24 protein-coding genes are annotated in these 26,148 nt (G+C 71.1%); 8 read left to right on the plus strand and 16 right to left on the minus strand.

All coding sequences use genetic code 11. The features are described 5' to 3' along the window. Positions 1–4 precede the first annotated feature (4 nt). Positions 5–1,234: a penicillin-binding protein activator gene (locus tag F6X51_RS06465; protein WP_246696649.1), complete on the minus strand. Its 1,230-nt coding sequence runs from the start codon at positions 1,232–1,234 to the stop codon at positions 5–7. Between the two features lie 143 nt (positions 1,235–1,377). On the opposite strand from F6X51_RS06465, the gene rsmI reads away from it, so the two are divergent. Together rsmI and F6X51_RS06475 are read left to right on the plus strand one after the other, a co-directional pair. Further along, positions 1,378–2,340: a 16S rRNA (cytidine(1402)-2'-O)-methyltransferase gene (rsmI, locus tag F6X51_RS06470; RefSeq protein ID WP_150962401.1), complete on the plus strand. Its 963-nt coding sequence runs from the start codon at positions 1,378–1,380 to the stop codon at positions 2,338–2,340. Continuing rightward, entirely contained in the window at positions 2,327–2,719 is a 393-nt protein-coding gene (locus tag F6X51_RS06475) for a YraN family protein (RefSeq protein ID WP_246696650.1), read from the plus strand. Before rsmI ends, F6X51_RS06475 begins: the two co-directional genes overlap by 14 nt. A gap of 5 nt (positions 2,720–2,724) precedes the next feature. Here F6X51_RS06475 and F6X51_RS06480 read toward each other — a convergent pair whose 3' ends face one another. Continuing rightward, on the minus strand, positions 2,725–3,114 hold the full coding sequence (locus F6X51_RS06480) for a response regulator (protein WP_150962403.1): 390 nt from the start codon (positions 3,112–3,114) through the stop codon (positions 2,725–2,727). Positions 3,115–3,417: 303 nt separating this feature from the next. On the opposite strand from F6X51_RS06480, the gene F6X51_RS06485 reads away from it, so the two are divergent. The 3 genes from F6X51_RS06485 (at position 3,418) to F6X51_RS28500 (ending at position 6,512) form a co-directional block, all read left to right on the plus strand. Continuing rightward, positions 3,418–4,350 (plus strand): glycine betaine ABC transporter substrate-binding protein, encoded by a 933-nt coding sequence (locus F6X51_RS06485; RefSeq protein ID WP_150962404.1) that lies wholly within the window; start codon positions 3,418–3,420, stop codon positions 4,348–4,350. A 255-nt stretch (positions 4,351–4,605) separates the two neighbouring features. Then, positions 4,606–5,793, plus strand: a complete 1,188-nt coding sequence (locus F6X51_RS28495; protein WP_246696651.1) for an ABC transporter permease subunit — start codon at positions 4,606–4,608, stop codon at positions 5,791–5,793. Continuing rightward, positions 5,790–6,512: an ABC transporter permease subunit gene (locus tag F6X51_RS28500; protein WP_246696652.1), complete on the plus strand. Its 723-nt coding sequence runs from the start codon at positions 5,790–5,792 to the stop codon at positions 6,510–6,512. Before F6X51_RS28495 ends, F6X51_RS28500 begins: the two co-directional genes overlap by 4 nt. On the opposite strand, the gene F6X51_RS06495 is transcribed toward F6X51_RS28500, so the two are convergent. The 3 genes from F6X51_RS06495 to F6X51_RS06505 all read right to left on the minus strand — a co-directional run bounded on the left by F6X51_RS06495 (position 6,499) and on the right by F6X51_RS06505 (position 9,031). Then, complete coding sequence (locus F6X51_RS06495) at positions 6,499–6,753, minus strand: DUF6894 family protein (protein ID WP_150962405.1); 255 nt, start codon at positions 6,751–6,753, stop codon at positions 6,499–6,501. The two genes, F6X51_RS28500 and F6X51_RS06495, sit on opposite strands and share 14 nt — an antisense overlap. Before the next feature lie 111 nt (positions 6,754–6,864). After that, on the minus strand, positions 6,865–8,001 hold the full coding sequence (locus F6X51_RS06500) for a L,D-transpeptidase family protein (protein ID WP_407658468.1): 1,137 nt from the start codon (positions 7,999–8,001) through the stop codon (positions 6,865–6,867). 85 nt (positions 8,002–8,086) lie between these two features. After that, a complete protein-coding gene (locus tag F6X51_RS06505; protein WP_150962406.1) occupies positions 8,087–9,031 on the minus strand; it encodes an extensin family protein in 945 nt (314 codons plus the stop codon). On the opposite strand from F6X51_RS06505, the gene F6X51_RS06510 reads away from it, so the two are divergent. The 3 genes from F6X51_RS06510 (at position 9,030) to F6X51_RS06520 (ending at position 12,458) form a co-directional block, all read left to right on the plus strand. Continuing rightward, positions 9,030–9,296, plus strand: coding sequence for a hypothetical protein (locus F6X51_RS06510; RefSeq protein WP_150962407.1), 267 nt, complete (start codon positions 9,030–9,032; stop codon positions 9,294–9,296). The genes F6X51_RS06505 and F6X51_RS06510 overlap by 2 nt on opposite strands. An 80-nt stretch (positions 9,297–9,376) precedes the next feature. After that, positions 9,377–11,458 carry a M3 family metallopeptidase gene (locus F6X51_RS06515; RefSeq protein WP_150962408.1) on the plus strand — a complete coding sequence of 694 codons (2,082 nt, stop codon included), beginning with the start codon at positions 9,377–9,379 and terminating at the stop codon, positions 11,456–11,458. A 124-nt stretch (positions 11,459–11,582) separates the two neighbouring features. Beyond that, on the plus strand, positions 11,583–12,458 hold the full coding sequence (locus F6X51_RS06520; protein WP_150962409.1) for a hypothetical protein: 876 nt from the start codon (positions 11,583–11,585) through the stop codon (positions 12,456–12,458). A 27-nt stretch (positions 12,459–12,485) separates the two neighbouring features. On the opposite strand, the gene F6X51_RS06525 is transcribed toward F6X51_RS06520, so the two are convergent. The 11 genes from F6X51_RS06525 to dnaA all read right to left on the minus strand — a co-directional run bounded on the left by F6X51_RS06525 (position 12,486) and on the right by dnaA (position 25,798). Continuing rightward, positions 12,486–12,704: a hypothetical protein gene (locus F6X51_RS06525; protein WP_150962410.1), complete on the minus strand. Its 219-nt coding sequence runs from the start codon at positions 12,702–12,704 to the stop codon at positions 12,486–12,488. Between the two features lie 246 nt (positions 12,705–12,950). Next, positions 12,951–13,859 carry an SMP-30/gluconolactonase/LRE family protein gene (locus F6X51_RS06530; protein WP_150962411.1) on the minus strand — a complete coding sequence of 303 codons (909 nt, stop codon included), beginning with the start codon at positions 13,857–13,859 and terminating at the stop codon, positions 12,951–12,953. 118 nt (positions 13,860–13,977) lie between these two features. Next, a complete protein-coding gene (locus F6X51_RS06535) occupies positions 13,978–14,883 on the minus strand; it encodes an NAD(P)/FAD-dependent oxidoreductase (protein ID WP_150962412.1) in 906 nt (301 codons plus the stop codon). Between the two features lie 121 nt (positions 14,884–15,004). Beyond that, positions 15,005–15,343 carry a Grx4 family monothiol glutaredoxin gene (gene grxD / locus F6X51_RS06540; protein WP_150962413.1) on the minus strand — a complete coding sequence of 113 codons (339 nt, stop codon included), beginning with the start codon at positions 15,341–15,343 and terminating at the stop codon, positions 15,005–15,007. 298 nt (positions 15,344–15,641) lie between these two features. Beyond that, positions 15,642–15,878: a BolA family protein gene (locus F6X51_RS06545; protein ID WP_150962414.1), complete on the minus strand. Its 237-nt coding sequence runs from the start codon at positions 15,876–15,878 to the stop codon at positions 15,642–15,644. Positions 15,879–15,915: 37 nt separating this feature from the next. Next, positions 15,916–18,141: a phosphoribosylformylglycinamidine synthase subunit PurL gene (purL, locus tag F6X51_RS06550; protein WP_150962415.1), complete on the minus strand. Its 2,226-nt coding sequence runs from the start codon at positions 18,139–18,141 to the stop codon at positions 15,916–15,918. Between the two features lie 174 nt (positions 18,142–18,315). After that, the gene (locus F6X51_RS06555) at positions 18,316–19,485 is read right to left on the minus strand and encodes a hydrolase (RefSeq protein ID WP_150962416.1); all 1,170 of its coding nucleotides are present in this window, start codon (positions 19,483–19,485) and stop codon (positions 18,316–18,318) included. A 142-nt stretch (positions 19,486–19,627) separates the two neighbouring features. Continuing rightward, on the minus strand, positions 19,628–21,487 hold the full coding sequence (recQ, locus tag F6X51_RS06560) for a DNA helicase RecQ (protein WP_150962417.1): 1,860 nt from the start codon (positions 21,485–21,487) through the stop codon (positions 19,628–19,630). A gap of 279 nt (positions 21,488–21,766) precedes the next feature. Then, on the minus strand, positions 21,767–22,945 hold the full coding sequence (gene recF, locus F6X51_RS06565; protein WP_150962579.1) for a DNA replication/repair protein RecF: 1,179 nt from the start codon (positions 22,943–22,945) through the stop codon (positions 21,767–21,769). Between the two features lie 20 nt (positions 22,946–22,965). Further along, the gene (gene dnaN / locus F6X51_RS06570; protein WP_150962418.1) at positions 22,966–24,087 is read right to left on the minus strand and encodes a DNA polymerase III subunit beta; all 1,122 of its coding nucleotides are present in this window, start codon (positions 24,085–24,087) and stop codon (positions 22,966–22,968) included. A gap of 217 nt (positions 24,088–24,304) precedes the next feature. Next, positions 24,305–25,798: a chromosomal replication initiator protein DnaA gene (gene dnaA, locus F6X51_RS06575; RefSeq protein WP_150962419.1), complete on the minus strand. Its 1,494-nt coding sequence runs from the start codon at positions 25,796–25,798 to the stop codon at positions 24,305–24,307. Positions 25,799–26,148 lie beyond the last annotated feature (350 nt).

Below are 26,148 nucleotides of genomic sequence, written 5' to 3' on the forward strand. Positions count from 1 at the left end.
CCCGTCAGGTGCCGGATTTGGCGAGGGTCCGCGGCGCCGGGCTGACCACGGCCGCGGCGTTGCTGCGGATCTCGTAGACCGCGAGCGAGCGGTCGCTCAGCCCCTCCGGCCGGAACCGGAAGGTGCCGTCGATGCCCGAGAAGCCGGCGGGGTTCGTGAGCGTCGCCTCGGCGAAGCGCTGGGTGCCGTATTGCCGGCTGAGCGCCGCGGTGAGCGAGACGGCATCGTAGGCCAGGGAGGCGACGCGCGGCGGGTTCGTTCCGAAGCGCGCCTGGTAGCGGCCCGCGAAGTTTCCGAAGCCCCCGGCATCGGCCGCCGCGAACCACGCGCCCTGCAGAGCCGGGAGGGCGAAGACCCGCGGCTCGTTCCAGACCGCCGTGCCGAGGGGACGGACCCGGCCGGGCGAGAACCCGGCCCTGGTCAGCGCGGCGGCCACGACCGTGAGCCCGTCCGGCGTCTCGGGCAGGAACAGGGCATCGGCCTGCGGCGTCGGTCCGGTGATCACGCTCGCCATGCGCTGAATTGCCGGCGCCGGCGCGCCGGGCGCGTAGCGCTCGATGGCGGCGAGCCGCGCGCCCTTGCGCACCACCGCCTCGCGGAACTGCGCCTCGACGGCATTGCCGTAGGAATTCTCCGGGATCAGCGCCGCGAAGGAGCGCCGGCCCGAGGCGACGGCTTCGTCGACGATGCGGTCGACCTCCGCCTGCGGCAGGAAGCTCAGGAGGTAGACGCCCCGGCCCGCCACGTTCGCATCGGTCGAGAAGGCGATGACGGGCTTTCCGGCGTTGCGGGCCGGGAGCGAGGCGGCCTGAACGTTGGCGGCGAAGAGCGGGCCGAGGACCAGTTCCGCGCCTTCCGCGAGACCGGCCTGCGCCGCCTCGCGCGCGCCGTCCGGCGACCCGCGGTCGTCCTTGACCAGGATCTGCAGGTCCGGCTGCTGGAATTCCTGCATGGCGAGCTCGACCGCGTTGCGCATCGCCGAGCCGAGCGCCGCGCCCTGGCCGGTGAGGGGCACGACCAGCGCGACCTTCACGGTGCCGGTGCCGATCCGTGTCCCGGAGGCACCGGCGGACGGCGCATCGCCGGCCGGCCCGAGATCCGCCTGCGGCACCGGTGCCGACCGGGTCGTGCGCGGCCCGTCCGGACCGCCGATGCAGGCCCCGAGGCTCGCCATCAGCATCAGGGCCGCACCGCCACGCGCGACGCGTGCGTGCCACGAGCGTGTCCGCGCCATCCCCGATCTCCGTCCCGACCCCGTTCAGGAAGGGATAAAGTCTGAGCCCGAAAAGTAAACGCGCGGAAACAAGGCGTGGACGAAGTCGTGGATGACCGTTGCCAAATTCCGCCAGCCGCCGCGGCGTGCGAATGTCCCCCGCGATGACGCAGCGAATCGACAGACACTCCAGGCGCCGCCCCGATCCGAGCAGGACGAGGCCGACCGCCACCTTCACGGCCTTCGGGCTCGCGGCGGAGGCGGAGCCCCTCACCGCCGGACTGCACGTGGTGGCGACCCCGATCGGCAACCTGCGCGACGTCTCGTTCCGGGCGCTCGCCACCCTGGCCGCCGCCGACGCGGTGCTGGCGGAGGACACGCGCGTCACCCGCACGCTCCTGATGCATTACGGGATCACGACGCCGCTGGTCGCCTACCACGACCACTCGAACGCCGCCGTACGCGAGCGGATGGTGGCGCGGATGCAGGCCGGGGAGGCCCTGGCACTGGTCTCCGATGCCGGCACGCCGCTGGTCTCGGATCCGGGCTTCAAGCTCGTCCAGGCTGCCATCGAGGCCGGGATCCCGGTGACGCCGATCCCCGGCCCCTCGGCGGTGATGACCGCGATCGTCGCGGCCGGCCTGCCGACGGACCGCTTCTTCTTCGAGGGCTTCCTGGCGCAGAAAAGCGGCGCGCGCCGCACCCGCCTTTCGGCGCTCGCCACCGTGCCGGGCACCCTGGTACTGTTCGAATCACCGCACCGCCTTCCCGAGATGCTGGCCGACGCCGCCGCCGTGCTTGGGGCCGCGCGCCCGGCCGCCGTGGCGCGCGAACTGACCAAGCTCTACGAGACGATCCGACGCGGCACACTCGGCAGCCTCGCCGAGACCTTCGCGGAGGAGGGGGCACCGAAGGGGGAGGTGGTGGTCGTCATCGGGACGAGCCCCCCGGACGAGACCGTCGGCGAGGCGCAGGATGCCGACCTCGACGCGGCGATCGAGGCGGCCCTGGCGCGCCATTCGATCAAGGATGCGGCGAGCCTCGTCGCGGACGAGACCGGCCAGCCGCGCCGCGTGGTCTATGCCCGCGCCCTCGCGCTCGCCCGGCGCGGCGATGCCGAATCGTAAGCTCGCCGACCCGGAGGCGCGCCGACGGGCCACCTACGGCCATGGGCGCCGCAGCGAGTGGCTCGCCCTCGCCGCGCTGATGCTCAAGGGCTACCGGCCCCTGGCCCTGCGCTTCGCGGCAAGCGGCGGGGAGATCGACCTGATCGTCCGGAGGGGCTCGACCATCGCGTTCGTGGAGGTGAAGGCGAGGCCCACGCTGATCGCCGCGCAGGAGGCGATCGGCGCGGTCAAGCGGCGGCGCTTCTCACGGGCCGTGCGGGCCTGGCTCGGTCGAAACCCGGCGCATGCGGGCCTCACCCTTCGGGCGGACGCGGTGTTCGTCGCGGGGCGCACCTGGCCGGTCCACCTCACGGACGCCTTCCCGATCGAGGACCTGTAGTGGCCTCAGCCGCGGGCGGCGCTGATCGCGGAGATCAGGGTCCGCTTCAGGTCGGCCTGGCTGAAGGGCTTCTGGACGACGGGCCGGTCGCGGAACGGCTCGCGGATGCCGGCGCCGCCATAGCCCGTGGAGAACACGAGCGGCAGGTCGCGCTTCGCGATGGCCTCGGCCACCGGGTAGATCGGCTCACCCGCGACGTTCACGTCGAGGATCGCGACTTCGAAGGTCTCGGCCTGCGCCATCTCGAGGGCCGTGGACAGGCGTGCCGCGGGACCGACGACGGTGCAGCCGAAATCGAGCAGCATGTCCTCGAGCAGCATCGAGATCGCCGCCTCGTCCTCGACGACGAGAACCCGAGCCCCGTTGAGCAGTTCGTCGTTTGCTTCCGCACTCACGCCGGGTGGTCTTCCCTTGGATCCGTTCCGGTGCTGGAACGCTGCCTTTGGAGGATCAGTCTTGTGGAGGATCGCCGCGCCCAACGGGCGAGCGGTCCGGGCGGCACCAGAGACGCCACCCCGGCCCGGCCTTGCGACCGCGCCAGGACATGCGAGCCGTCGCCCGTAAAAGGGAGCGTGTCAAGCGCCGTGCGGCGCTCGCATGCACAGCTTCCGGCAGCGATGTTACTCCGTGATACATTTTCCCGCCGAAGTGCGGCATGCTTGCATCCCGTGCAGCGACCTCAACCGACGATTGACCGCATGGCAACGCGATCCGGATTGACGCGCAGGCACGCGCTTGCGACCCTTGCCGCCGTCGCCGGGCCGGTCCCGGCACGGGCCCAGCCGGGCGCCCGGCCGCTGGTGGTGGCCTCGAAGAGCGACACCGAGGGGGCGCTCACCGGCAGCATGATCGCGCTCTGCCTCGAGGATCTCGGCATTCCGGTCGAGCGCCGCCTCGGCCTCGGGCCGACCCTGATCGTGCGCTCGGCGCTGCTCGCGGGTGATATCGACGTCTATCCGGAATATACCGGCAACGGCGCCTTCTTCACCGGCACCGAGACCGATCCGGCCTGGAAGGTGCCGGAGCGCGCCTACGAGACGATCCGGCGGGCGGATGCCGGGCTCGGGCTCGTCTGGCTGCCGCGTGCGCCGGCCAACAACACCTGGCTGATCGCGGTCCAGGGGGCGCTCGCCCGGCGCGAAGGCATGAGGAGCATGGCGGATTTCGCCGAGGCCGTGCGGCGCGGCCTCATCCTCCTCGCGGCGTCGACGGAATTCGTGGAGAGCCCCGCAGCCCTCCCGTCCTTCGAGGCGGCCTACGAATTCGCCCTGCCGATGAGCCGCATCATCAGCCTGCCCGGCGGCGATACCGCCGTCACGGCCCGCGCGGCGGCTCAGGGCATCAGCGGCGTCAATGCCGGCATGGTCTACGGCACCGACGGCGCGCTCGACGTCCTCGACCTGACGGTGATGAGCGATCCGAAGGCGGCGCAGATCGTCTACGAGGTCGCGCCGGTGATCCGAGCCGATGCGCTCGCGCGCTTTCCGGCGATCCGGGACAAGCTCGGCCCGGTCTTCGCCGGGCTCGACGCCGCGACGCTGCGGCGCCTGAACGCCCGCATCTCGGTGGATGGCCAAGTCGCCGAGGCCGTGGCACGGGATTATCTGCGCACCGAGGGCCATCTCGGGTGAGGCGACCGCCGGCTTGCCCCGGAATTGGAAGGCGGCATCATCCTTGCGGCACTTTCTGCGCGCGGCACGATCTTGCGGAACGATCCTGCGGAACGATCTTGGCCGTCGGCACCCACGCGGCGTTCCTGCGCCGAGGGTTCGCGGCCGAATCCGCAACCCGCCTGTGAGAGGCGACGTAGGAGCGAGCGACGACACGAACCCCGTGCCCGCGAGCGCGGTGTCGACCGCATCGGCCCAGAGTGAGGTGAGGTCCGCTTGGCGGAGAACCTGTCGTTTCTAGCCCCGATGCGGATCCTGCGCGGGACCGATCCGGGCCGGGTCGCGGCGATCCTGGCGGCGATCGCCGTGATCGGCGCGCTCTACGGGCTGCCCTTGCTGCGGCTTGCCGCCAACCGCCTCGTCGTCGGCGATCCGGTCTTCGCGGGTGAGAGCTTCGGCGCGGAGATCCACGCAGCGGCCGGCCTCACGGTAGCGGCGACGCTGATCTTCGGCGGGAGCCGTTCGGAGATCGGCGGCGCCGGCGCGGTGACGCTCCTCCTCTCCGCCTTCGCGCTCCTCACCCTCGGCCTCGGATCGACGGCGGCGGACCTCCTGTCCGGCGAGCCGCCGGCCGCTCGGGCGAGCCTGGCCTCCGGCGCGTGGCTCGCCTTCGCGTGCCTCGCGGTCGCACTGGCGATCGCGGTCGGGCGCGCGAGCCGTCCCTGGCTCGGCGCCCTCGCGGCCGGCGGAGCGGTGTTGATCCTCGTCGTCGCGGGCCGGTCGGGCGCCCTCGACGGATTGTCGCTCGCGGTGGAACTGCGCGCCCGCCGCGAAGCCGTCCTGACGGCGATCCTGCAGCACGGGCTGCTCTCGGGTGGGGCGCTGCTCCTGGGGGCGCTCGGCGCCGGGCTTCTCGCCGCGTGGCGGCGGGCGCAGGGGCTCGTCGAGATCCTGGTCGGCGGCATCCAGGTGGTTCCGGCCGTGGCCCTGCTCGGGGTCCTGGTGACCCTGGCGTCCGGAGCCTTGCACGCATGGCCGCAGCTGCGCGGCCTGGGCCTGAGCGCCCTCGGCCCCGTTCCGGCGCTGATCGGCATCGCCGCCTACCTGCTGCTGCCGCTCTGGCGCGGCGTGACGCTCGCTCTGCGGGCGCCCGACGCGGCGACCCTCGATGCGGCGACGGCGCTCGGGCTCCGGCCGCGCCAGATCCTGGCTCAGGTCCGGTTGCCCCTTGGCGCGCCGGTCCTGATCGGCGCCCTGCGGGTGGCCGCGGTCCAGAGCATCGGGCTCGCGACCCTCGGCGCCCTCGTGGGTGCGGGCGGGCTCGGCCAGATCGTGTTCGAGGGCATGGCGCAGTTCGCCCCCGACCTGATCCTCCTCGGAGCGATCCCGGTGATCGCCCTGTCGCTGGCCGTCGAGAGCGGCCTCGCACGGGCCGAGGCTGCGGCACGCCGGTGGTCCGCGTGAGCCGTCTGCGCCCGGTCCTCGGGCCAGCCCTCGCGGGCATCTTCCTGGTGATCGTCAGCCACCCGCGCGTCGCGCGGACGATCGTCGGCTGGCTCGGGGAGGCGCCGCGCCGGGCCCTCGACCCCGCCTACCTGTCCGCCCTCGCCCTGAACCATCTGCTGCTTGCCGGGAGCGGCCTGATCCTCGTGGCGTCAGCCGGGGTCGGGCTCGGGGTCGTGGCGACCCGGGAGCGGGGCGCACGCCTGCGCGGCGGGATCGACACGGTGGCGGCGGCGGCGCAGGCCGTGCCGCCGGTCGTCGTCGTGGCGCTTGCGCTGCCGATCCTCGGCTTCGGCGGCCCGCCGACCCTCCTGGCCCTGGCCTGCTACGGTATCATGCCGGTGTTGCGCGGCACCGTCGGGGCCCTCGAAGGCGTGCCCCGGGAGGCGCGCGAGGCCGCGACCGCGATGGGGATGACCCGGCCGCAGATCCTCTCCCGGGTCGAGCTGCCGCTCGCCGCGCCGGCCATCATCGAGACCCTGAGGACGGCCCTCGTCCTCGCCGTGGCCACGGCTGCGGTCGGGGCGCTCGCGGGCGCGGCGACGCTCGGAACGCCGATCGTCGCCGGCCTCCAGAACCAGAACCTCGTGCCGATGCTGCAGGGTGCTGCGGCCACGGCCGCGCTCGCTTTCCTGTGCGACGCCGCGATGCTCGGTCTCGCGGCCCTCACACGCCGCTGAGCACAGCGCCGATCGTTTCGGTCTCCAGCGTCATCGTCGTGCGGAAGACGGGGCCGCGCCGGTGCTCGCGCACGGTGGCGACGAACACCTGCGACCGGCCGCTCGGCAGGCTCGCGGTCGCGAGGTCGTGCAGGATCTCGCCGGCGGCGATCCGGGCGGCGCCGTCATCCTCCAGGACAAGCCCCTCGAGATCCTGAGAGGGATTTCCGCAGATGAGCATGTCGAAAAAGTATCGCGGCATGCGCGCGAGCTTCGCCGCCGCCGGGTTTCCTGCATTAACGCAGGTTACGGTCTGGCCGAAATCGTCGTCCGGCGACCGCCGGACGATCGATTCCGCTGGGGAGCCAAGGAATCATTCCGCCTTGAACGCCACGGTCGCGCCGCGCTCCACGTGGAGCGCGAGGTCGCGGGCGTCCCAGTTGGTCAGGCGGATGCAACCGTGCGACTCGGTCTTGCCGACCTTCTCCGGCTCCGGGGTGCCGTGGATCCCGTAGGAGGGGATCGAGAGATCGATCCAGACGACGCCGACCGGGTTGTTCGGCCCCGGGTGGATCGAGAATTTCGACTTCGATTTCACCCCGGCGAATTTGTACTTCGGGTTGTAGGTGTAGGACGGCTCGAAGGCGACGCCCTTGACCTTGGCGGATCCGTCCGGCGCCGGCTTCTCCTCGCTGCCGATCGAGGCTGGGTAATAGGCGAGGAGCTTGCCGGACTTGTCGAAGGCGCGCACGTCGCGGCTCGCCTTGTCGACCTCGATGCGCGACACCCTCGGGCTCTTGGGAAGGTCCTTGACCTTGCCGCGCTCCATCGCGGGCACGGCCGCGACGGTGATCACCGTGCCGGCCGTGTCGAGGGCCTTGCCGGGATTGAGGGCGCTCAGCAGATCGCGGCTCATGTGGAAGCGCTCCGCCAGCATCTCGCGGGGATTGGTGTAGTCCATCGCCTTGAGATCGGCCTGCTCCTCCAATTTCGGCGGGATCTTCTCGACGTAGGGGCCCTTCACGTCGTCTTCGGTGATCGTGTACTCGGCCGCGACCGGATCGGCGCTCGTCGCCTGGAGCTTGTCGAAGAGCTCCGGCGTCAGGCTCTTCGCCTCGGGCAGGCCCTGCGCCACCGCGAAGGCCGAGAGGGCACCCTGGAGGTTCTCGCCGTCGCGCCCGTCGATGGCACCGGGCGAGAACCGCGCCCGGTCGAGCAGAACCTGTACCTTGACGGTCAGTGGGTCGGGCTTGTCGTCGTCCTTGGCGCGCGCCTTCTTGCCCGCGCCCTTCGGATCGCCCCCCGAGAAGGCCGCCGCGTTGACGGCGTCGCGGGTGAGGCCGGCCGCCTCGGCCTTGTCGTCCGGCTTGGCGTCCTTCGACTTGGTCTCCTGAGCCTTGGACTCCTGAGCCTTGCTCCCCTCGGGCTTGGCCTTCTGGGCGAGACAGGGCCCGGCCAAGCCGGCCAGGAGGACCAGGGCGAGCCCCATCCGCACCGAGACGCGACGCATCATGACCAGCCGAACGCTCCGGGAGCAGGAGCGCTCCGGCCGATTAAGTGTCAGAAGCCTCAGAGCGTTCCGGTGAATTGCTCACCTATTGGCATAAGCGGTGGCCGGCATTGCGCTCTCGCTCGTCGAGATGCAGGTGATTGGCATGGGCCGCGTCGGATCCGGGGCCCAGGACCGTGCGGAAGAAATCGCAGGCCCGGGCACGGACGCCTGCCAGGAAGCGTGCCTCGTTCGTCCCGGCCGGCAGGGGCCCGACGCCGATCGGCGGGCGATCTCCGGCACTGAAGCTCATGACGTCGACGCCGTTGGCGAAGGCGTGCTCGCTCAGCTTCGCGTCCGGATCATGGTTCTGGCCGCGGCACTCGTAGGAGGTGCCGATGGTCAGCGCCTTCAGCGGCTGACCGAGGTCCCGCTCGGCCGCGACCTGCACCTCCGTCGTCCAGCGCGCCAGGGCCTCGGCCGCACCGCAGACCAGCGTCACGGATTGGGGCAGGGCGACGCCGTCCAGCGCCGTCAGGCGCAGGGGCCGGGCCGCCCCGCACTGGCCGTTCTCGAGCGCCGGCAGGGCCTCGAAGGTGGCGCCGAGGCGCGTCAGGCGGCGACGGCAGGCGGTGTCGTCGGCGGCCGCGACCTTGAGGGCGAGGGCCGCCTCGCCGGACAGTTCCGGCGGACGGGCCGGCGGCAGGGGCGGGGTGGGCAGGGGCTCCGGCGAAGCCGCTCCGGTCTTCGGATCCTGCGCCCGCTGCTCGGGCGTCTTGCTCGGCTCCGGCGCGGCCGGCTTCAGCTCCGCCGGCCGTTCCGGCGGCAGCGGCATCTCGTTAGCGGGTTTCTCGGAGGCGGGCCTTTCGGGGACGGCCTTCAGGTCCTCGGGGCGCTGGGGCGGCAACGGCGGCGGCACCGGATGCGCGGCCGGCTTCTCGGCGTGGATCGATTGCGCCCGCGCGCCGGGCAGGCCCGCCGCGGCAAGGAGAAGCGCGCCGGCGAGGGCCGGCCAGCGACCTGCAATCCACGGAGCCCGACGCGCGCGCATGCTGACCTCACCCCACCCGGCCGGCACGCGCGAGACGGTTTCCTGCGCCGGACACGCGCTGACGATCGAGGTGTTCGCAGGTCCGGGCAAGGACCGGGATACAACGCCGACGATCATTCTTCCGCACGAAGCCCACGGCGTCGGGGCGGACGGGCCGGTCCGGACCGAGGCCGCGCAGCAACCGGCCGCGGGCTTCCGGGTGACCTTGCCTGAGCACATGGTCGCGCCGGCCAGCGCCTGGGCCGCGATGCGCTCGCCCGCTTGAGCCAGGATCGCTTTGCGCCCACCCGGCACCAGCCCTATCTTCACGACACGCCGTCAGCGCACCGGACTTCGAGGACAGGTATGACCGCAGGACAAGCCGCAGCCGAGACCCCGGGCCTCGAGGCTGACAACCCGTTCTCGGAACCGGTCTGGGACACGCCGCACGGCCTGCCGCCCTTCGAGCGGATCCGGCCCGAGCACTACCTGCCGGCCTTCGAGGCGGCCCTGGCAGCCCATGAGGCCGAGATTGCCGGGATCGCGAACGCGACGACGACGCCGACCTTCGCCAACACGGTGGCGGCCCTCGAGCGGGCGGGGCTTGCCCTCGATCGGGTCGCCTCGGTCTTCTACAACCTGACCGGCAGCCACACGAACCCCGAGCTTCAGGCGATCGAGCGCACCATCGCGCCCCGGCTCGCCCGGCACGGCAGCGCGGTCTACCTCAACCCGGCGCTCTGGGCCCGCATCTCCGCGGTCGATCCGACGCGGGAGAGCCTGAGCGAGGAGGAGCACCGGGTGCTCGACCGGTACCGCACCCGGTTCCGGCGGGCCGGCGCCGATCTCGGCGAGGCCGCCAAGGCGCGCGTCGCCGAGATCGCGGCGCGGATGGCCGAGCTCGGCACCCAGTTCAGCCAGAACCTGCTCGCCGATGAGAGCGGCTTCGTCCTGCCGCTGACGGGAGAGGCGGACCTCGCCGGCCTGCCGCCCTTCCTCATCGCCGCCGCCGCGAGCGCCGCCAAGGAGCGGGGCGGCGAGCACGGCCACGTCATCACCCTGTCGCGCTCGCTGATCGAGCCCTTCCTGGTGTTCTCGACCCGGCGCGACCTGCGGGAGCGGGCCTACGAGGCCTGGATCCGCCGCGGCGAAGGAGGGGGAGCCACGGACAATCGCGGCATCATCGCCGAGATCGTGGCCCTGCGCGCCGAGCGGGCGCGGCTCCTCGGCTTCGAGAGCTTCGCGCATTTCAAGCTCGCCGACACCATGGCGGGCTCGCCCGACGCCGCGATGGACCTCCTGCGCAATGTCTGGACCCCGGCGCAGCACCAGGCCGGCGCCGAGCGCGACCGCCTCCAGGCGATCGTGCAGGCCGAGGGCGGCAATTTCGCCCTCCAGGCCCATGATTGGCGCCACTACGCCGAGAAGCTGCGCCGCGCCGAGCACGATCTCGACGAGAGCGAGGTCAAGGCCTACCTGCCCCTCGAGGGGGTCATCGCGGCCGCCTTCGACACGGCGAGCCGCCTGTTCGGCCTCCGCTTCGAGGAACTTCCCGATGTGCCGCGCTACCATTCGGACGTGCGCGCCTGGCGGGTTGGCAACGCCGACGGCTCCGAGGTCGGCCTGTTCCTCGGCGACTACTTCGCCAGACCCTCGAAGCGCAGCGGCGCCTGGATGAGCGCCTTCCGCTCGCAGGAGCGCCTGAACGGCGCCGTCACGCCGATCATCGTCAACGTCATGAATTTCGCCCGCGCGCCGGAGGGGGAGGTTTCGCTGCTCTCCTTCGACGATGCCCGCACGCTGTTCCACGAGTTCGGCCACGCCCTGCACGGCCTCCTGTCGGACGTGACCTACCCGCTCCTCGCCGGCACCGCGGTGTCGGGGGATTTCGTCGAGCTGCCCTCGCAGCTCTACGAGCACTGGCTGGAGCAGCCGGAGGTGCTGCGCCGTCACGCGCGCCATCACCGGACCGGCGAGCCGATGCCGGAGGCGCTCCTGAGCAAGCTCCTCGCGGCCCGGACCTTCAACCAGGGCTTCTCGACGGTCGAGTACACGGCCTCGGCGATCGTCGACATGACGTTGCACCTCTCGGCCGCGGGGGAGGAGGGGCTCGATGTGCCGGCCTTCGAGGCGGACGCGCTCCGGCGCATCGCGATGCCGGCCGAGATCAACATGCGGCACCGCTCGCCCCATTTCGCCCACATCTTCTCGGGGGACGGGTACGCGGCGGGCTACTACAGCTATCTCTGGTCGGAAGTCCTCGACGCGGACGCCTTCGATGCCTTCCGGGAAGCCGGCGACATCTTCGATCCGGAGACCGCATCGCGCCTGCGCAAGTTCGTCTACGGCGCCGGCAACCTGCGGGACCCGCGCGAGGCCTATACGGGCTTCCGCGGACGGCTGCCGAGCATCGACCCGCTTCTGCGCAAGCGCGGGCTCGCCGCATGAGGCCGAGGCACCGACACGCGCAACCGGAGGCACGTCCGCGGCCGCGGTAACCTTTCGGTAAACAAACCTCCTTAACCAATGCTTTCGAGAACGTCTCACGCGAGCATTGGCCAGGACGACAGCCATGACGAAGGGCATCGAGACCGGCGCCGAAACCAAGGCCCCGACGCAGACCTCACCCTCTCCCGAGGCGCTGCTGAAGGCAGCGGTCAGCGGTGGCCGCGAGCCGGAGACGCCCGCGCCGGCGCCGGCCCCGGCAAAGCCCGTCTTCACCCTCGACCCGCGCCTTGCCGGCGTCACCGGAGCCGCCCTCGGTCTCGGCCTGATGCTCGGAGCCGGTGCGACGACGCTGACGGGACCGCGCGGCGACCGCTCCGTGGCCGCCTTCACCGAGGTGCAGGCGGGGCTCGAGGCGAATCGCGTCGAGGCCTCGCGCCTCAACACCGAGATCGAACGCCTGGGCAAGACGCTGGCGGCCCTGCGCGATGCCGGCGAAGGCCGGCGCAACGACCTCAAGTCCAGCACCACCGGCGTCACCGAGCGCCTGGCGAAGCTGGAACAGACCCTGATCGCCAAGCTGACGAGCTTCGGTGAGCGCGCGGACCAGGCGGAACGGGAACAGAGTGCCCGCCTCGCCGCCCTCACGGCGCAGATCGAGAAGCGCACGACCGTCGCCGCAGCGGCGCCGCCGGCTCCGGTTCAGCCGCCCGTCGCGGCCGTTGCCGCTCCGGCGCCGGTCGCCGCAGCGGGCGCGAAGCCCGAGCCGAGCCAGACCGGCAGCATCACGGATGCCAAGGCCAAGCCGCCGGCGGTCGAGAACTGGGCCGTGCGCGACGTCTACGACGGCACAGCGATCCTCGAGGATCGCCGGCGCCGCCTCGTCGAAGTGGGACCGGGCGATACGGTGCCGGGCATCGGTCGCGTCGAGGCCGTCGAGCGCCGTGGCCGTCAGTGGGTCGTGGTCACCCGTCAGGGCGTCATCACGCCGCAATCCTGGTGAGTACGCGGATCTGAACCCGACCGGGGTTCAGCTCGTGGGTACCGGCGTCGAGGCGAACTCGTCGGCCCGAACGGGGAAGCGGGGATCGATCGTGTCGGCATCCGTCATCGCGGCGGGGCGAACGGCGCGGCGACGCCCGTTGATCCGCGCGCGCACCTGCTCGGCGCGGGTCGGATGGAGAATGGCTGCGAGGAGGGCCTGACCCTCGAACTCGCAATCCAGGTTCTTGGCGTCGAACACGGGCATGGACGGCCTCGCACCTGCGGTGACGAGAGAGTTCGGAACGGCCGGGCAACCTCGGCCGTATGCGAATAACGGGGACAACCTGAACAAGTTCCAGAAGTCGTCGTCCGTTCATCGATAATCAATGATTACTCTGATGGTCCGGGGCGGCGGTGCGAAACCGCACGCCGACTTGCCTTGCGCGGCATTCGCCGCAGGGTCTCGACGATCGAATCAGTCTTCGTGAGCGGCGCGCCGGGCGCTCATCCGTCACGAGCCGGGATCATGTTCTCGGCCCGGCCCTCCACCGTGAAAGATGCGCCCCGCGAAGCCGCGAATGTCGGTCTCGACCACGAAGACATGGCCCGCCATCGGGTCGATCGCCGGGTCTCGCCCGCGCAGGCAGGTGGTGATGTAGAGCGTGGTCAGGTCGGGTCCGCCGAAGGCGCACTTCGTCACGAGCGCTGTCGGCACCGGCAGGATGCGCTCGATCTCACCGTCCGGCGTGAAGCGGGTGATGCGCGAGCCCGCATAGTGGCAGATCCAGAGATGTCCCTCGGCATCCACGGTCAGCCCGTCGGGCTTGCCCCAGCCCGCCTCGAACACGATCAGCGGGCGCGGCTCGCTGATCCGGGTGCCGTCGTAATCGTGCACCCGCACGACGTTGCTGGCCGTGTCGGTGGTGTAGACGAGGCGTCCGTCGGGGCTGAGGATCGGGCCGTTCGTCACCGCGGCCGATCCGCCGAAATCCGTGAGGGTTGCGCCGTCCCAGCGGTGGAAGCCGCCGCTCGGCCGCGTCTCGGCATCGTCCATGCTGCTGAACCAGAGGGCACCGTCCGGTCCGACCGAGCCGCTGTTGAGCCGGTTGTTCGGCGGATGGGGATCGGGCCGCACCAGGGGGTCGCGGGCCCCGGTCTCGAGGTTCAGGAGCGCGACGCCGGACTTCAAACCCGCGACCACCACGTCCGGATCCGGGGTGAACAGCGCGAAGCTGATCGTCTCGCCGACGGCGAGACGCCGGGTCTCGTCCGTCGCGGGCCAGTGGCGCCACACCGAGGGAGCCTCGATATCGACCCAGATCAGCGAGCCGGAGCGCGTGTCCCACATGATTTCCTCCCCGAGCGCGCAGCCGGACGGCACGGCGACGCGGGGAGTCTGCGGGTGGACCAGCGGATTCATGCGGCGCGGAACTCCAGGATCGAGAGGAGGGCGGGGCGAAGGGTCCACCTCTCAACGTGCGCCGCCGTGCATCGTCCCCGCCCTCGCCACGGGAATGCGTCAGATCCCTCGGCCGGATTCAGCAGGTATCCTCACGAAGAAGCTCGGTGTTGACCGCAAAGGCCGCCATCGCCCCCTCGGCGGCGGCGACGACCGCGAACTGGACCCGCCGCGACGCGTCGCCCGCGACGAAGAGGCCGGGCACGTTGGTGTGCTCGTACTCGCCCGTCGGCACAATGCCCTTGCGGGTCAGATCGCAGCCGAGTTCGCGGATCAGGTCGGAGGGCCGGCACGCGGCCGGCATCAGGAAGACGGCGCGGCAGGGCATGGCGGACCCGTCCGCGAGGACGAGGCGCGCGGGGCGTGCATCCTCGCCTTCGCCCTCGAGGCGGCTGAGCGGCGTCTCGACGATGCGGACGCCGCACCGGTCGAGGCGCGCGCGATCCTCCGTCGACAGCTCCGTCGGATGGCCGTCGGTGCAGAGCGTGACGTCGCGGCTCCAGGCGGTGAGCTCCAGGGCGAGCCCCTTGGCCGCAGGCCCGTGCGCGTAGGCGACGATGGAGGCGTCCCGGGCCTCGTAGCCGTCGCAATAGGGGCAGGAATGGACGCCTGTCCCCCAGTAGCGGTCGAAGCCCTCGACCTGCGGCAGGTCCTGGTGCAGCCCCGTCGCCAGGATCAGGCGCCGGGCGCGCTCGACGGATCCATCGGCGAAGCGGACCTCGAACCGGTCGTCGATCCGCCGTGCGCCGACAGCCTCCACCTCGCGCCGCTCCACCGTATCGTAGCGCTCGAGGTCCGCCTGGGCCTGCGCCCGCAGCTCGAAGGGCGGCGTGCCGTCACGGGTGAAGACGCCCCAGGTGCGGGGCGTGACGGCGTTGCGCGGCTCGCCCTTGTCGCAGAGGAGCACGTCGCGCCGGCAGCGGCCGAGAATCAGGGCCGCGTTGAGACCGGCCGGACCGCCGCCCACGATGATGACGTCGCGCATGCTCACGGCTCCCGTGACCGGTTTCAGTCACGGGGCAAGCGCCCGGAGGCACAATCGTTGCGTGCAGCGTGCATGAAAAAGGGCGCCCGCGGCGCCCTCCCTCGCTCCGGCCGACGGACGGTCAGGCCGCAGCGGTCTTCACCGGCACGCCCTTCTCGGACAAGAACTGCTGCAATTCGCCCGACTGGAACATCTCGCGGGTGATGTCGCAGCCGCCGACGAACTCGCCCTTCACGTAGATCTGCGGGATCGTCGGCCAGTTCGAGTAGGCCTTGATGCCGTCGCGGATCGCCATGTCGTCGAGGACGTTCACGCCCTTGAACGGCACGCCGAGGTAGTTGAGGATCTGGACCACCTGGCCCGAGAAGCCGCACATCGGAAACTGCGGCGTGCCCTTCATGAACACGACCACGTCCTCGGACTTGATCTCGTTCTCGATGGTTGCGTTGACGTCGGTCATGTCTGCGTCCTTGCTCGATGCGCTTGATCTAATGATGGTCGCCCGGCTTTTTCAACACCACGGCGCGGCGTTCGACGGCTTCACATGAACTGAAATCGGGACCGCCGCGTGCGAGATGGAGGCTCGCTGCCCCCGCCAGAGCCGGGCCGCGGGGATCGTCGCTACCCCGAGCCCATCCGGCTCGATCGTTTGGCGCGTCGCGCGTGGACGACCGGCCGGCGGCTCGATCGAGGGCGCGCTGTGATCGGTCTCGGGGGTCGGCTGGTCCATCTGTCGGAGGCTCCCGCGGTCCCGGATCCTAATCCTGCGGGACGCCCGTCGTCAGGGCAAGCGCGTGGAGCACACCCCCCATCCGCCCCTGGAGCGCGCCGTAGACCATCTGGTGCTGGGCCACCCGCGTCTTGCCCCGGAAGGCCGACGAGATAACGGTGGCGGCGTAATGGTCGCCGTCGCCCGCGAGATCCTTGATCTCGACCTGCGCGTCGGGCAGCGCCTCGCGGATCATCGACTCGATCTCGCGCGCATCCATCGGCATCGTGTCACTCCTTGAGGAACCTGGGGGAAGCGCCGGCTCAGGCTGCCACGCCGGCCGGCTGGCTCGCCATGTAGTTCGGGAACCAGTCCTCGTGCGCCCGGCGAAGCTCCTCGACCGATATGGTCTGGGCGCCCGGCAGGGTCAAATGATCGGTGCCGGTGACGCCGACGACGGCCGCGTCGATACCCTGCGCCGAGGCGCTGTAGAGGAGGTCCGTCACGGTCTCTGAATCGACCGCCAGCAGGTAGCGGCCCTGGTCCTCACCGAACAGGTAGGCGTGGGGCGGCAGGTCGACCGGGACCTCGGGGAGCGCCGCGCCGATCCCGCCGGCCATGGCCATCTCGGCGAGCGCCACCGCGAGGCCGCCGTCGGAGAGGTCGTGCACGGTGTCGACGAGGCCGGAGGTGATGAGGCCGCGCACGAAATCGCCGTTGCGCCGCTCGATCCCGAGATCCACCGGCGGGGGCGCCCCCTCCTCGCGGCCCGCGATGACCGCGAGATAGACCGACTGCCCGAGCCAGCCATCCGTCGCGCCGATCAGCACCAGCGCGTCACCCTCCCGCTTCAGCGCGATGGTGGCGTGGCGCTCGACGTCGTCGAGGACGCCGACGCCGCCGATCGTCGGAGTCGGCAGGATGCCGATGCCGTTCGTCTCGTTGTAGAGGGAGACGTTTCCGGAGACGACCGGGAAGTCGAGGGCCTTGCAGGCCTCGCCGATGCCCTGCAGGCAGCCGACGAGCTGTCCCATCACCTCGGGCTTCTCCGGGTTGCCGAAGTTCAGGTTGTCCGTGACGGCGAGCGGCCGGCCGCCCACCGCCGTGATGTTGCGCCAGGCCTCGGCCACCGCCTGGCGGCCGCCCTCGACGGGGTCCGCCTCGCAGTAGCGCGGCGTCACGTCGGCGGTCATGGCGAGACCCTTCGGGCCGTCCTCGACGCGCACCAGGGCGGCGTCGCCCCCCGGCTTCTGCACGGTGTTGCCGAGGATGAAGTGGTCGTACTGCTCGTAGACCCAGCGCTTCGAGGCGAGGTCCGGCGAGCCGACGAGGCGCTTCAGCGCCTCCGTCAGGGAGGCCGGCGCCGGCACGTCCGCGGCGCTCAGCACGGGGAGGTGGGTGTTGGAGCGATGCGGCCGGTCGTAGAGGGGCGCCTCGTCGCCGAGCTCCTTGATCGGCAGGTCGGCGACGGTCTCGCCGTGATGCTTGATGACGAAGCGCAGGGTGTCGGTGGTGTGCCCGATGATCGCGAAATCGAGGCCCCATTTCACGAAGATGGCCTCGGCCTCCCGCTCCATGCCGGGCTTCAGCACCATGAGCATGCGCTCCTGGCTCTCCGACAGCATCATCTCGTAGGGCGTCATGCCCTCCTCGCGGGCCGGCACCTTCTCGATGTGCAGCTCGACGCCGAGATCGCCCTTGGCGCCCATCTCGACCGCCGAGCAGGTCAGGCCGGCCGCGCCCATGTCCTGGATCGCGATGACGGCGCCGGAGGCCATCAGTTCGAGGCAGGCCTCAAGGAGGAGCTTCTCCGCGAAGGGGTCGCCGACCTGGACGGTCGGGCGCTTCGACTCGGAGGCCTCGTCGAACTCGGCCGACGCCATGGTGGCGCCGTGGATGCCGTCGCGGCCTGTCTTCGAGCCGAGATAGACGATCGGGTTTCCGACGCCGGTGGCCGCCGCGTAGAAGATCGCGTCGGTCCTGGCGAGGCCCACCGCCATGGCGTTGACCAGGATGTTGCCGTCGTAGCGGGAATGGAACCCGACGGCGCCGCCGACCGTGGGCACCCCGAAGGAATTGCCGTAGCCGCCGATGCCGGCGACGACTCCCGAGACGAGGTGGCGGGTGCGGGGATGATCCGGCGAGCCGAAGCGAAGCGCGTTGAGCGCCGCGATCGGCCGGGCCCCCATGGTGAAGACGTCGCGGAGAATGCCGCCAACCCCCGTCGCCGCGCCCTGGTAGGGCTCGATGAAGCTCGGGTGGTTGTGGCTCTCCATCTTGAAGACGCAGGCGAGCCCGTCGCCGATGTCGATCACGCCGGCATTCTCGCCTGGGCCCTGGATCACCCAAGGCGCGGAGGTGGGCAGGCCGCGCAGGTGCTTGCGCGAGGACTTGTAGGAGCAGTGCTCGTTCCACATGGCCGAGACGATCCCGAGCTCGGTCAGCGTCGGATCGCGCCCGATCAGCCCGCGAAAGCGCGCGTACTCGTCCGGCGTCAATCCGTGCTGGCGCACGAGTTCGGGGGTGATCGGCACATCGTTTCGGAACATGCAGCGCTCTCGCCGGATAGTCGGGCCTGCCTGACGCGGGACGGGGCACGCGGCGTCCGCCCCGACATCGACGGCCGCCGTTGCGACGGCTCTAGTGCGGAAGCGCCCGTGCTGGCAACATTGGATCGCGCCGGATCCGGCGTGGATCGCGGATCGGGAACGGATCGCGACGGCTCAGCTCACGGTCGATGCAACGGCGTTCCGCTTTCGCGCGTCCTCGGCGAATTTCGGCCGGCAATTCCTGGCGATCATCGCGTCGACTGGCTCAGGACCGGCAACGAAGACGATGTAGTCGAAGGCCTCCGGGTCGCGGCTCGACATCAGCAGCTGGAAATGCATCTGGAACAGGTTCCAGCGCCGCCGGGCCAGAAGCTCGGCGTCGATCAGGTCCTCGATGCGCACGCGGATCACGGCCGGGCGGTCGGGCCCCGGCGAGGGGATGCCGCAGGCGCTCAGCGGGTCGCGCAGGTGGATCGACAGCCAGTCCCAGTCCGCCCGCACGTCGAGCCAGCCGATCGCCTCCGCCTGCGCCACCCGCGCCAGGGCGCGCCGGACCTGCTCGGCCTGCGGGTCGAGGGCGATCCAGGGGATGACGCTGCCGATCGTCACGAGGGAGACGGGCGTACCGCGCCGGCCGAAGCCGGGATCGAGGGCGAGGATCCGGTCGAGGGCCTCGATGGCGAGGAAGCTCGACGAGGAATGCCCGATCAGCACCAGCTCGGAGGCGGTCGCCTCCGCGGCCCGGATCCGCTCCGCGAAGGCGTCGAGACGCGCGTGCATGCGCATCTCGGCCCCGCTGGCATGGTCATGCGTGAAGGTGGTGTCGTCGACGAGATGCGCGACGTAGAGCGGCTTGCCGCGCGTCACCGCCATGATCACGCCGAGGATCGCGTAGGCCACGACGGGGATCGCCAGGAGCGACCAGGGGCGGGTCGCCCCGGGCAGCGCCGCCATCGCGACGCTCGCGAGGGCGAGGCTCAGCAGCGCGAGGGCGAGAAAGATCCAGTGAACCCCGAGGATGACGGTGGCGAAGCGCCGGGCCTCCTGCTGGAACCTGCGGATGTAGCCGACGCGCCGGAGCCGCCACCACAGGGCCGGGACGTCGCGCAGGCGGCGCCAGTTCGAGCGCGGGAAGCGCGCGCCCACGATGTCGTCCCAGCGCAGCAGGCTGTAGCGCGTGCGCGCAGCGTCGAAATCGATGGTCCAATCCAGGCTGAGTCCGTCCTCGGACCGCACCGGATCGCTGACCGCGATGGCGTGGCCGCGGCGCGCGGCGGTGATCCGGCTCTCCCGGCGGAACAGGCCCCAGTAGGTCTCGGGCGGGCGCGGATCGAAACCCGGCATGTAGAAGACCTGCCGGCCGTGGCCCTGGCGGGAGTCGCTTGCGTTCGAGATGACGGAGCCGTGCGGTTCGGGGCTTCGGGCTGATTCGGAACTTGGAAGCGTCCGTACACGACCCCGCCCCGCGCAGACGAGGGAAAAACGTTCAGCGGGTGACCTGCGCCTCCGGGGCCTGCGACAGGAAATCCGCGATCGCGGCGACGAAGCGTTCGCCGTAGGCCTCGCGCTTGCGCTCGCCGACCCCGTGCACGGTCCGCAGCGCCCAGAGGTCGACGGGCTTCGACCGGGCCATCTCGATCAGCGTCCGGTCGGGGAAGACCATGAAGGCCGCGATGCCCTCGGCCCGCGCGATCGTGGCGCGCAGGCCGCGCAGGTGTTGGAACAGGGCCTCGTCGGTCTCGTTGAGTGCCAGCGCCTCGTCGTCGCGGGCGGACGCGCGGCGCCGCTCCCGCGGTTCGGCGGCGCGCGGCTTGGGGTCCGGCCGGAACTGGATCGGCTCGCGCCCGAACAGGATGGCCTCGCCCTTCCCGGTCATCGAGAGGCCGCCGTAGCCGTCGTTGTTCTCCGCCACGGCGCCGGCGGCGAAGAGCTGACGCAGGATCGCGCGCCAGGCGGCCACCGGCTTGTCGGCGCCGACCCCGAAGGTCTTCAGGCTCGCATGCCCGTTGCGGCGGATCTGCTCGGATTCCTTGCCGCCGACCACGTCGCAGATATAGGCGGCGCCGAAGCGCTGGCCGGTGCGGACGATCGCCGAGAGCACCTTCTGGGCCGAGACCGTGCCGTCGACGAGCGAGACGCCACCGCGGCAGAGGTCGCAGCGGCCGCAGGCCTCGCTCGCCTCGCCGAAATAGCCGAGGAGGGACTGGCGCCGGCAGGTGGCGCCCTCGCAGAGGGCGATCATCGCCTCGAGCTTGCGCCGCTCGACGCGGCGGCGCTCGTCGGGCACCTCCTTCTCGTCGATCTGGCGGCGGCGCAGGGCCATGTCGTCGAGGCCGTAGATCGTCAGCGTGTCGGCGGGCAGCCCGTCGCGGCCGGCGCGACCGATCTCCTGGTAATAGCCCTCGACGTTCGAGGGCATGTCGGCGTGGCAGACGAAGCGCACGTCCGGTTTGTTGATGCCCATGCCGAAGGCGACCGTCGCGGTCATCACGACGCCGTCCTCCTGCAGGAAGGTGTCCTGGTTTCTCATGCGCGTGCCCTGGTCGAGGCCGGCATGGTAGGGCAGGGCATTGAAGCCGTCGCGCGCGAGGCTCTCGGCCAGCTGCTCGGTGCGCTTGCGCGACGAGCAGTAGATGATCCCGCTCTCGGAGCGGCGGTGCTTCAGGAAACGCTCGATCTGGCGCGTCGGGTTGTCCTTCGGCACGAAGGTCAGGCGGATGTTCGGCCGGTCGAAGGAGTGGACGAAGGTCCGCGTCTCGCGACCCGGCGGGAACAGGCGCTCGGCGATGTCGGCCCGCGTCGCCTTGTCGGCGGTCGCCGTCAGGGCCAGCACCTGCACGTTGCCGAGGGCTTCCCGGGCCCGGGCGATGTCCCGGTACTCGGGACGGAAGTCGTGGCCCCATTGCGAGACGCAGTGCGCCTCGTCGACGGCCAGGCGCCGCACGCCGGCACTGCGCAGGGCATCCATGCAGCCGTCCATCAGCAGACGCTCGGGGGAGACGAAGAGCAGCCGCAGGTCGCCGGAGCGAATGCGCCGCCAGGTCTCCCGCGAGGCGGCCTCGGGCACCGTCGAGTTCAGGGTCGCGGCCGCGACCCCGAAGCCGAGCATCTGCTGCACCTGATCGTGCATCAGGGCGATGAGCGGCGACACGACGACGGTCAGCGAATCCTCGACCAGAGCCGGCAGCTGGTAGGTCATCGACTTGCCCGAGCCCGTCGGCATCACGGCGAACACGTCGGCGCCGTCGAGGACGCTGCCGATCACCTCGGCCTGGCCCGGCCGGAAATCGTCGTAGCCGAAGGTTCTTCGGAGCGCGGCGCGGGCCTCGTCGAGGCGTGAGGTCATCGGACTTCTTCGCAGATGTTCAACGATCGCCTCGGGGGCGAAGCCGTCGCCGCGAGACATGATGGACGGACAGGCGGGGAGCTTCGCGGTGAGGCCACCGTTCGGGGCAGCCCTCAGGCGCCGGAGATTGCGCGTGCCCCGAAGCTGGCATCGGCGTTGCCAAACGGCAAGGCCACGCGCAGTCCTAGGGCCCTGGCCCACACGCCGCAACCACGCGGATCGCCGCTGACGCGTGTCGCTTCCGCGACCGCTTCGACGTGGCGTCCGACCGCGCTCGCCTCAGGACGCCGCCTCGCGGAGAACCCGCCCATCCGCGATCCGCACCACGTCCGCGCGCCCGACGAGTTCCGCGAACAGGGCCGGGTCCGCACCGGTCATCCAGACCTGTCCGGGCAACGCCTCCAGGGCCTCGAACAGGCCGGTCCGGCGGCGCGGGTCGAGATGGGCCGCGACCTCGTCGAGGAGGATCACGGGCGCGATGCCGCTCATCGCCTGGACGAGGCGGGCATGGGCCAGCACCAGCCCGATCAGCAGGGCCTTCTGCTCGCCGGTGGAAGCCGTGGCGGCCGGCACGTCCTTGGGCCCGTGGCGCACCACGAGGTCGGTGGTCTGCGGCCCCGTCAGGGTCCGCCCGGCGGCGCGGTCGCGGTGCCGGCCCTGGCGCAGGGCGAGGCGGAAGCGGTCCTCCGCCTCGATGGCGGGCCAGACCGCCACGAGGTCGTCGAGATCGCCCTCGAGGCGCACGCTCGCCCACGGGAAGGGCTGGGCGTCGTCGCGGGTCTCGGCGATGAGGCGGTCGAGGCGCTCCACCGTCTCGCGGCGCGCCAGCGCCACGGCGACGCCGAGTTCGGCCGCCTCCCGCTCGATCGCATCGAGCCACCGGGTCTCGCCCGGGCGCTCCTCGAGGAGGCGGTTGCGCGAGCGCAGAGCCCGCTCCATCGCGCTGACGCGGCTGCCATGGGCGGCGTCGACCGCGAGAACGAGCCGGTCGAGGAAGCGGCGGCGGTCGCCGGCCGCTCCTCGGAACAGCCCGTCAAGGTCGGGGGTGAGCCAGACGATCCGCAGGAACTCCGCGAAGGCGACCGGCGAGGGGACGGTGGCGCCGTCGATCCGGCAGAGGCGGCTGCCGCGCGCCTCGTAGGCCGGAGGCTCGTAGCCGGTGCCGAGCCGATGCTCGGATTCCTCCCGGTCGAGGGTCAGCGACACGGCGAAGCCCCCCGGGCCGCCGACGCGCGCCATGGTGGCGAACTCGGCGCGGCGCAGGCCCCGGCCCGGCGAGAACAGGGAGATCGCCTCGAGCAGGTTCGTCTTGCCGGCGCCGTTCTCCCCGACCAGGGCGACGAAGCGCCGTGCGACCGGGAGGTCGAGATCCGCGTGGTTGCGGAAGTCGCGGGCGATCAACCGGCTCAGGCGCTCGCCCGCCGGAGCGCGCGTCCCGGGATCCGTGTCGGAGGAGATCGGCGCAGCCTCGGCCCCGGTCACACCCGCATCGGCATCAGGACGTAGAGGGCGGAGGCACCCTCGCGGTCCTGGATCACGGTGGGCGAACCCGGGTCGGCGAGCTTGAACAGGGCGGTGTCGCCCTCGAGCTGGCTCGTGATGTCGAGGAGGTAGCGGGCGTTGAAGCCGATATCGAGGTTGGCGGCCTCGTAATCGACGTCGAGCTCCTCGGTGGCGCTGCCCGAATCCGGGTTGTTCACCGAGAGGGCGAGACGCCCCTCCTGCAGCCCGAGCTTCACCGCGCGGCCGCGCTCCGACGAGATCGTGGAGACGCGGTCGACGGCCTTGGCGAAGGGATCGCGCTCGACCGTCAGGCGCTTGTCGTTGCCGGTCGGGATGACGCGCTGGTAATCCGGGAAGGTGCCGTCGATCAGCTTCGAGATCAGCGTCACGCCGCTGGCGAATTGCAGGCGGATCTTGGCCGGCGACAGCTCGATCGCGACGCTCTCGCCGGCGTCGTCCACGAGCTTCTGGATCTCGGCGACGGCCTTGCGCGGCACGATGATGCCCGGCATGCCGCTGCTGCCGTCGGGCGCCTCCATCTCGACGCGGGCGAGGCGGTGCCCGTCGGTGGCGACGGCCCGCATCTTGAGGCTGCCCTCGGACTCGATCGTGTGCAGGTAGATGCCGTTCAGGTAGTAGCGCGTCTCCTCGGTCGAGATCGCGAACTGGGTCTTGTCGATCAGGCGCTTCAGGTCGGCGGCCGGCAGCGCGAAGCCGTGCGGCAGCTCGCCCGCGGCGAGATCCGGGAAGTCGCCCTCGGGCAGCGCACCGAGGGAGAAGCGCGAGCGGCCGGAGCGGATGATCATCTGGCCGGAATCGGAGCCGGTCTCCAGCGAGACCTGGGCCCCGTCCGGGAGCTTGCGCACGATGTCGTAGATCACGTGGGCCGGCACGGTGGTGGCGCCCGCATCGGCGACGTCGGCGGGGATCGTCTCGGTCACCTCGATGTCGAGATCGGTCGCCTTGAGCTGGAGGCCGCCCTCGCCCGCGCGCAGGAGCACGTTCGAGAGGATCGGGATCGTGTTGCGCCGCTCGACGACGCGGTGCACGTGGCCGAGCGACCGAAGGAGGGCCGCGCGCTCGACAGTGACTCTCATCGCAAAATACTCTGGTCTTCGAAAAATCCTGCCGCGGCCGGCAGCCTGGGATCAGGGCCGGACAGCTTGGCGAAGGGCCGCCAGGATGGCAAGCGGCCGATTCGCGGGCTCCCGTGCTATCCCGGGCGCCCTGGCACCCGAGCCGTTCCCGATGCGCGACCGGAGCCCTCGCGGCGCGAAGGCCCCGCCGCGACGGGGGCACGGGAGCCCCCGCGCTTCAATCCTGCAGCATGCGCTTCAGGAGCTCGACCTCGTCGCCCAGCACCGCATCCTCGCCGATCTGCTTCTCGATCTTGCGGACCGCGTGCAGCACGGTGGTGTGGTCGCGCCCGCCGAAGCGGCGGCCGATCTCGGGCAGGGATCGCAGGGTCAGCACCTTCGAGAGGTACATGGCGATCTGGCGCGGCTTGACGACGGCGGCGGTGCGCCGCTCGGAGAGGATGTCGGAGCGCGAGACGTTGTAGCGCGAGGCCACCAGCTTCTGGATGTCCTCGATCTTGATGCGCTTCGGCTCGCGGTTCTTCACGAGGTCGCGGATCGCGGTCTCGGCGGTCTCCATGGTCACGGTGGTGCCCGTCAGGGTCGCGTGCGCGAGGAGGCGGTTGACGGCGCCCTCGAGGTCGCGGCCGTTGGCCGTGATCGCCTTGGCGACGTAGGCCGCCACCGTCGGCGACACCTCGAAGTTCGGGTGCGAGGCCCGCACCGCCGCGAGGCGCGCCGAGAGGATGGAGGCGCGCAATTGCTCGTCGAGGTTGCCGATCTCGACGACGAGGCCGCCCGCGAGGCGCGAGCGCACGCGCTCGTCGAGGGCTTCCAGCTCCGTCGGCGGCCGGTCGGACGCGACCACGACCTGGCGGCCGGCATCGATCAGCGCGTTGATGGTGTGGCCGAACTCGGCCTGGATCGACTTGCCCTGGATGAACTGGACGTCGTCGAGGATCAGGAGATCGATGGCCCGGAGGCGCTCCTTGAAGGCCAGGGCGTTCTGGGTCTTCAGGGCGTTGACGAAGCCGTACATGAAGCGGTCGGCCGTGAGGTAGATGACCCGGCGCCCGGCATCGCGGGCGGCGTGGCCGATCCCGTGCAGCAGGTGCGTCTTGCCGAGGCCCACGCCCGCGTGGAAGTAGAGCGGGTTGTAGAGCGCGCCCTCGCCGTCGTGCCGGGCGACGCGCTCGGCGGCCGCATGGGCCAACGCGTTCGAGCGGCCGACCACGAAGCTCGTGAAGCTGAGCCGCGCGTCGAGCGGGGCGCCGTTGAGGTCGCCGCCCGGGCCCTCGCCGCGGGACGCGGTCTCCGGCTCGGCCATGGCCGTGGGAACGGGGGTCTGCGCCGCGTGCAGCCGGGCGAGGGGGCCGCTCGCGGGGTGCGCCTTCACGGGGCTCGCCACGGGCCGGGGCGGGGCCGCCGGTCCGCGCACGCCGACCTCGATGCGGGACACCGCCTCGATCTCGCTGCGGAAGGTGTTCAGGACGCGGTCGAGATAATGGGACTCGATCCAGCTCTTCAGGAAGCGGGTCGGAACCGTGAGGCGGGCGATTCCGGCGGAGACATCCTCGAGTTCGAGACGGGCGAACCAGCTCGCGAACACGTCCTCGCCGAGTTCCGCGCGCAGCCGGCGCTTCACCCGCGCCCAGGCCGCCGCCGTCTCGGCGGCGTTCGTGCCGTTGCCGTTGTTCCCGCCGCCGTCCGCCAAGCTTCCGTCGACTTGCATTCTGGCTCTCCTCGCGCCGAGGACGGAGTTCCGCCGATCGGAGCGTACGCACACTACGCTTGCGGCCCCGCAGGAATTTGCGAGACGCGAATCTTCGGCAGAGTCAACCCATCAACAGCGGTCTTTCGCCGATCAAGCGACCCTATCAACAATTCGCTACGGTTCTCCTAACAGTGGGACTTGTGGGGATAGCCGAAATAGACGCCTAACCGAGCGAGGAATCTAAAACGCGAGTCGAGGCACACCACTGAACTAGCAAACGATTCGCATCGCCTGCCGCAAACCGCGTCGTTGCTGGAATTTGGTTATGTTTTGTTAAGCTACACTCGGCCCCTAGACTCCGCAACGGT

Origin of the sequence: Methylobacterium planeticum (genome assembly GCF_008806345.1) — a bacterium.
Lineage (GTDB): Bacteria > Pseudomonadota > Alphaproteobacteria > Rhizobiales > Beijerinckiaceae > Methylobacterium > Methylobacterium planeticum.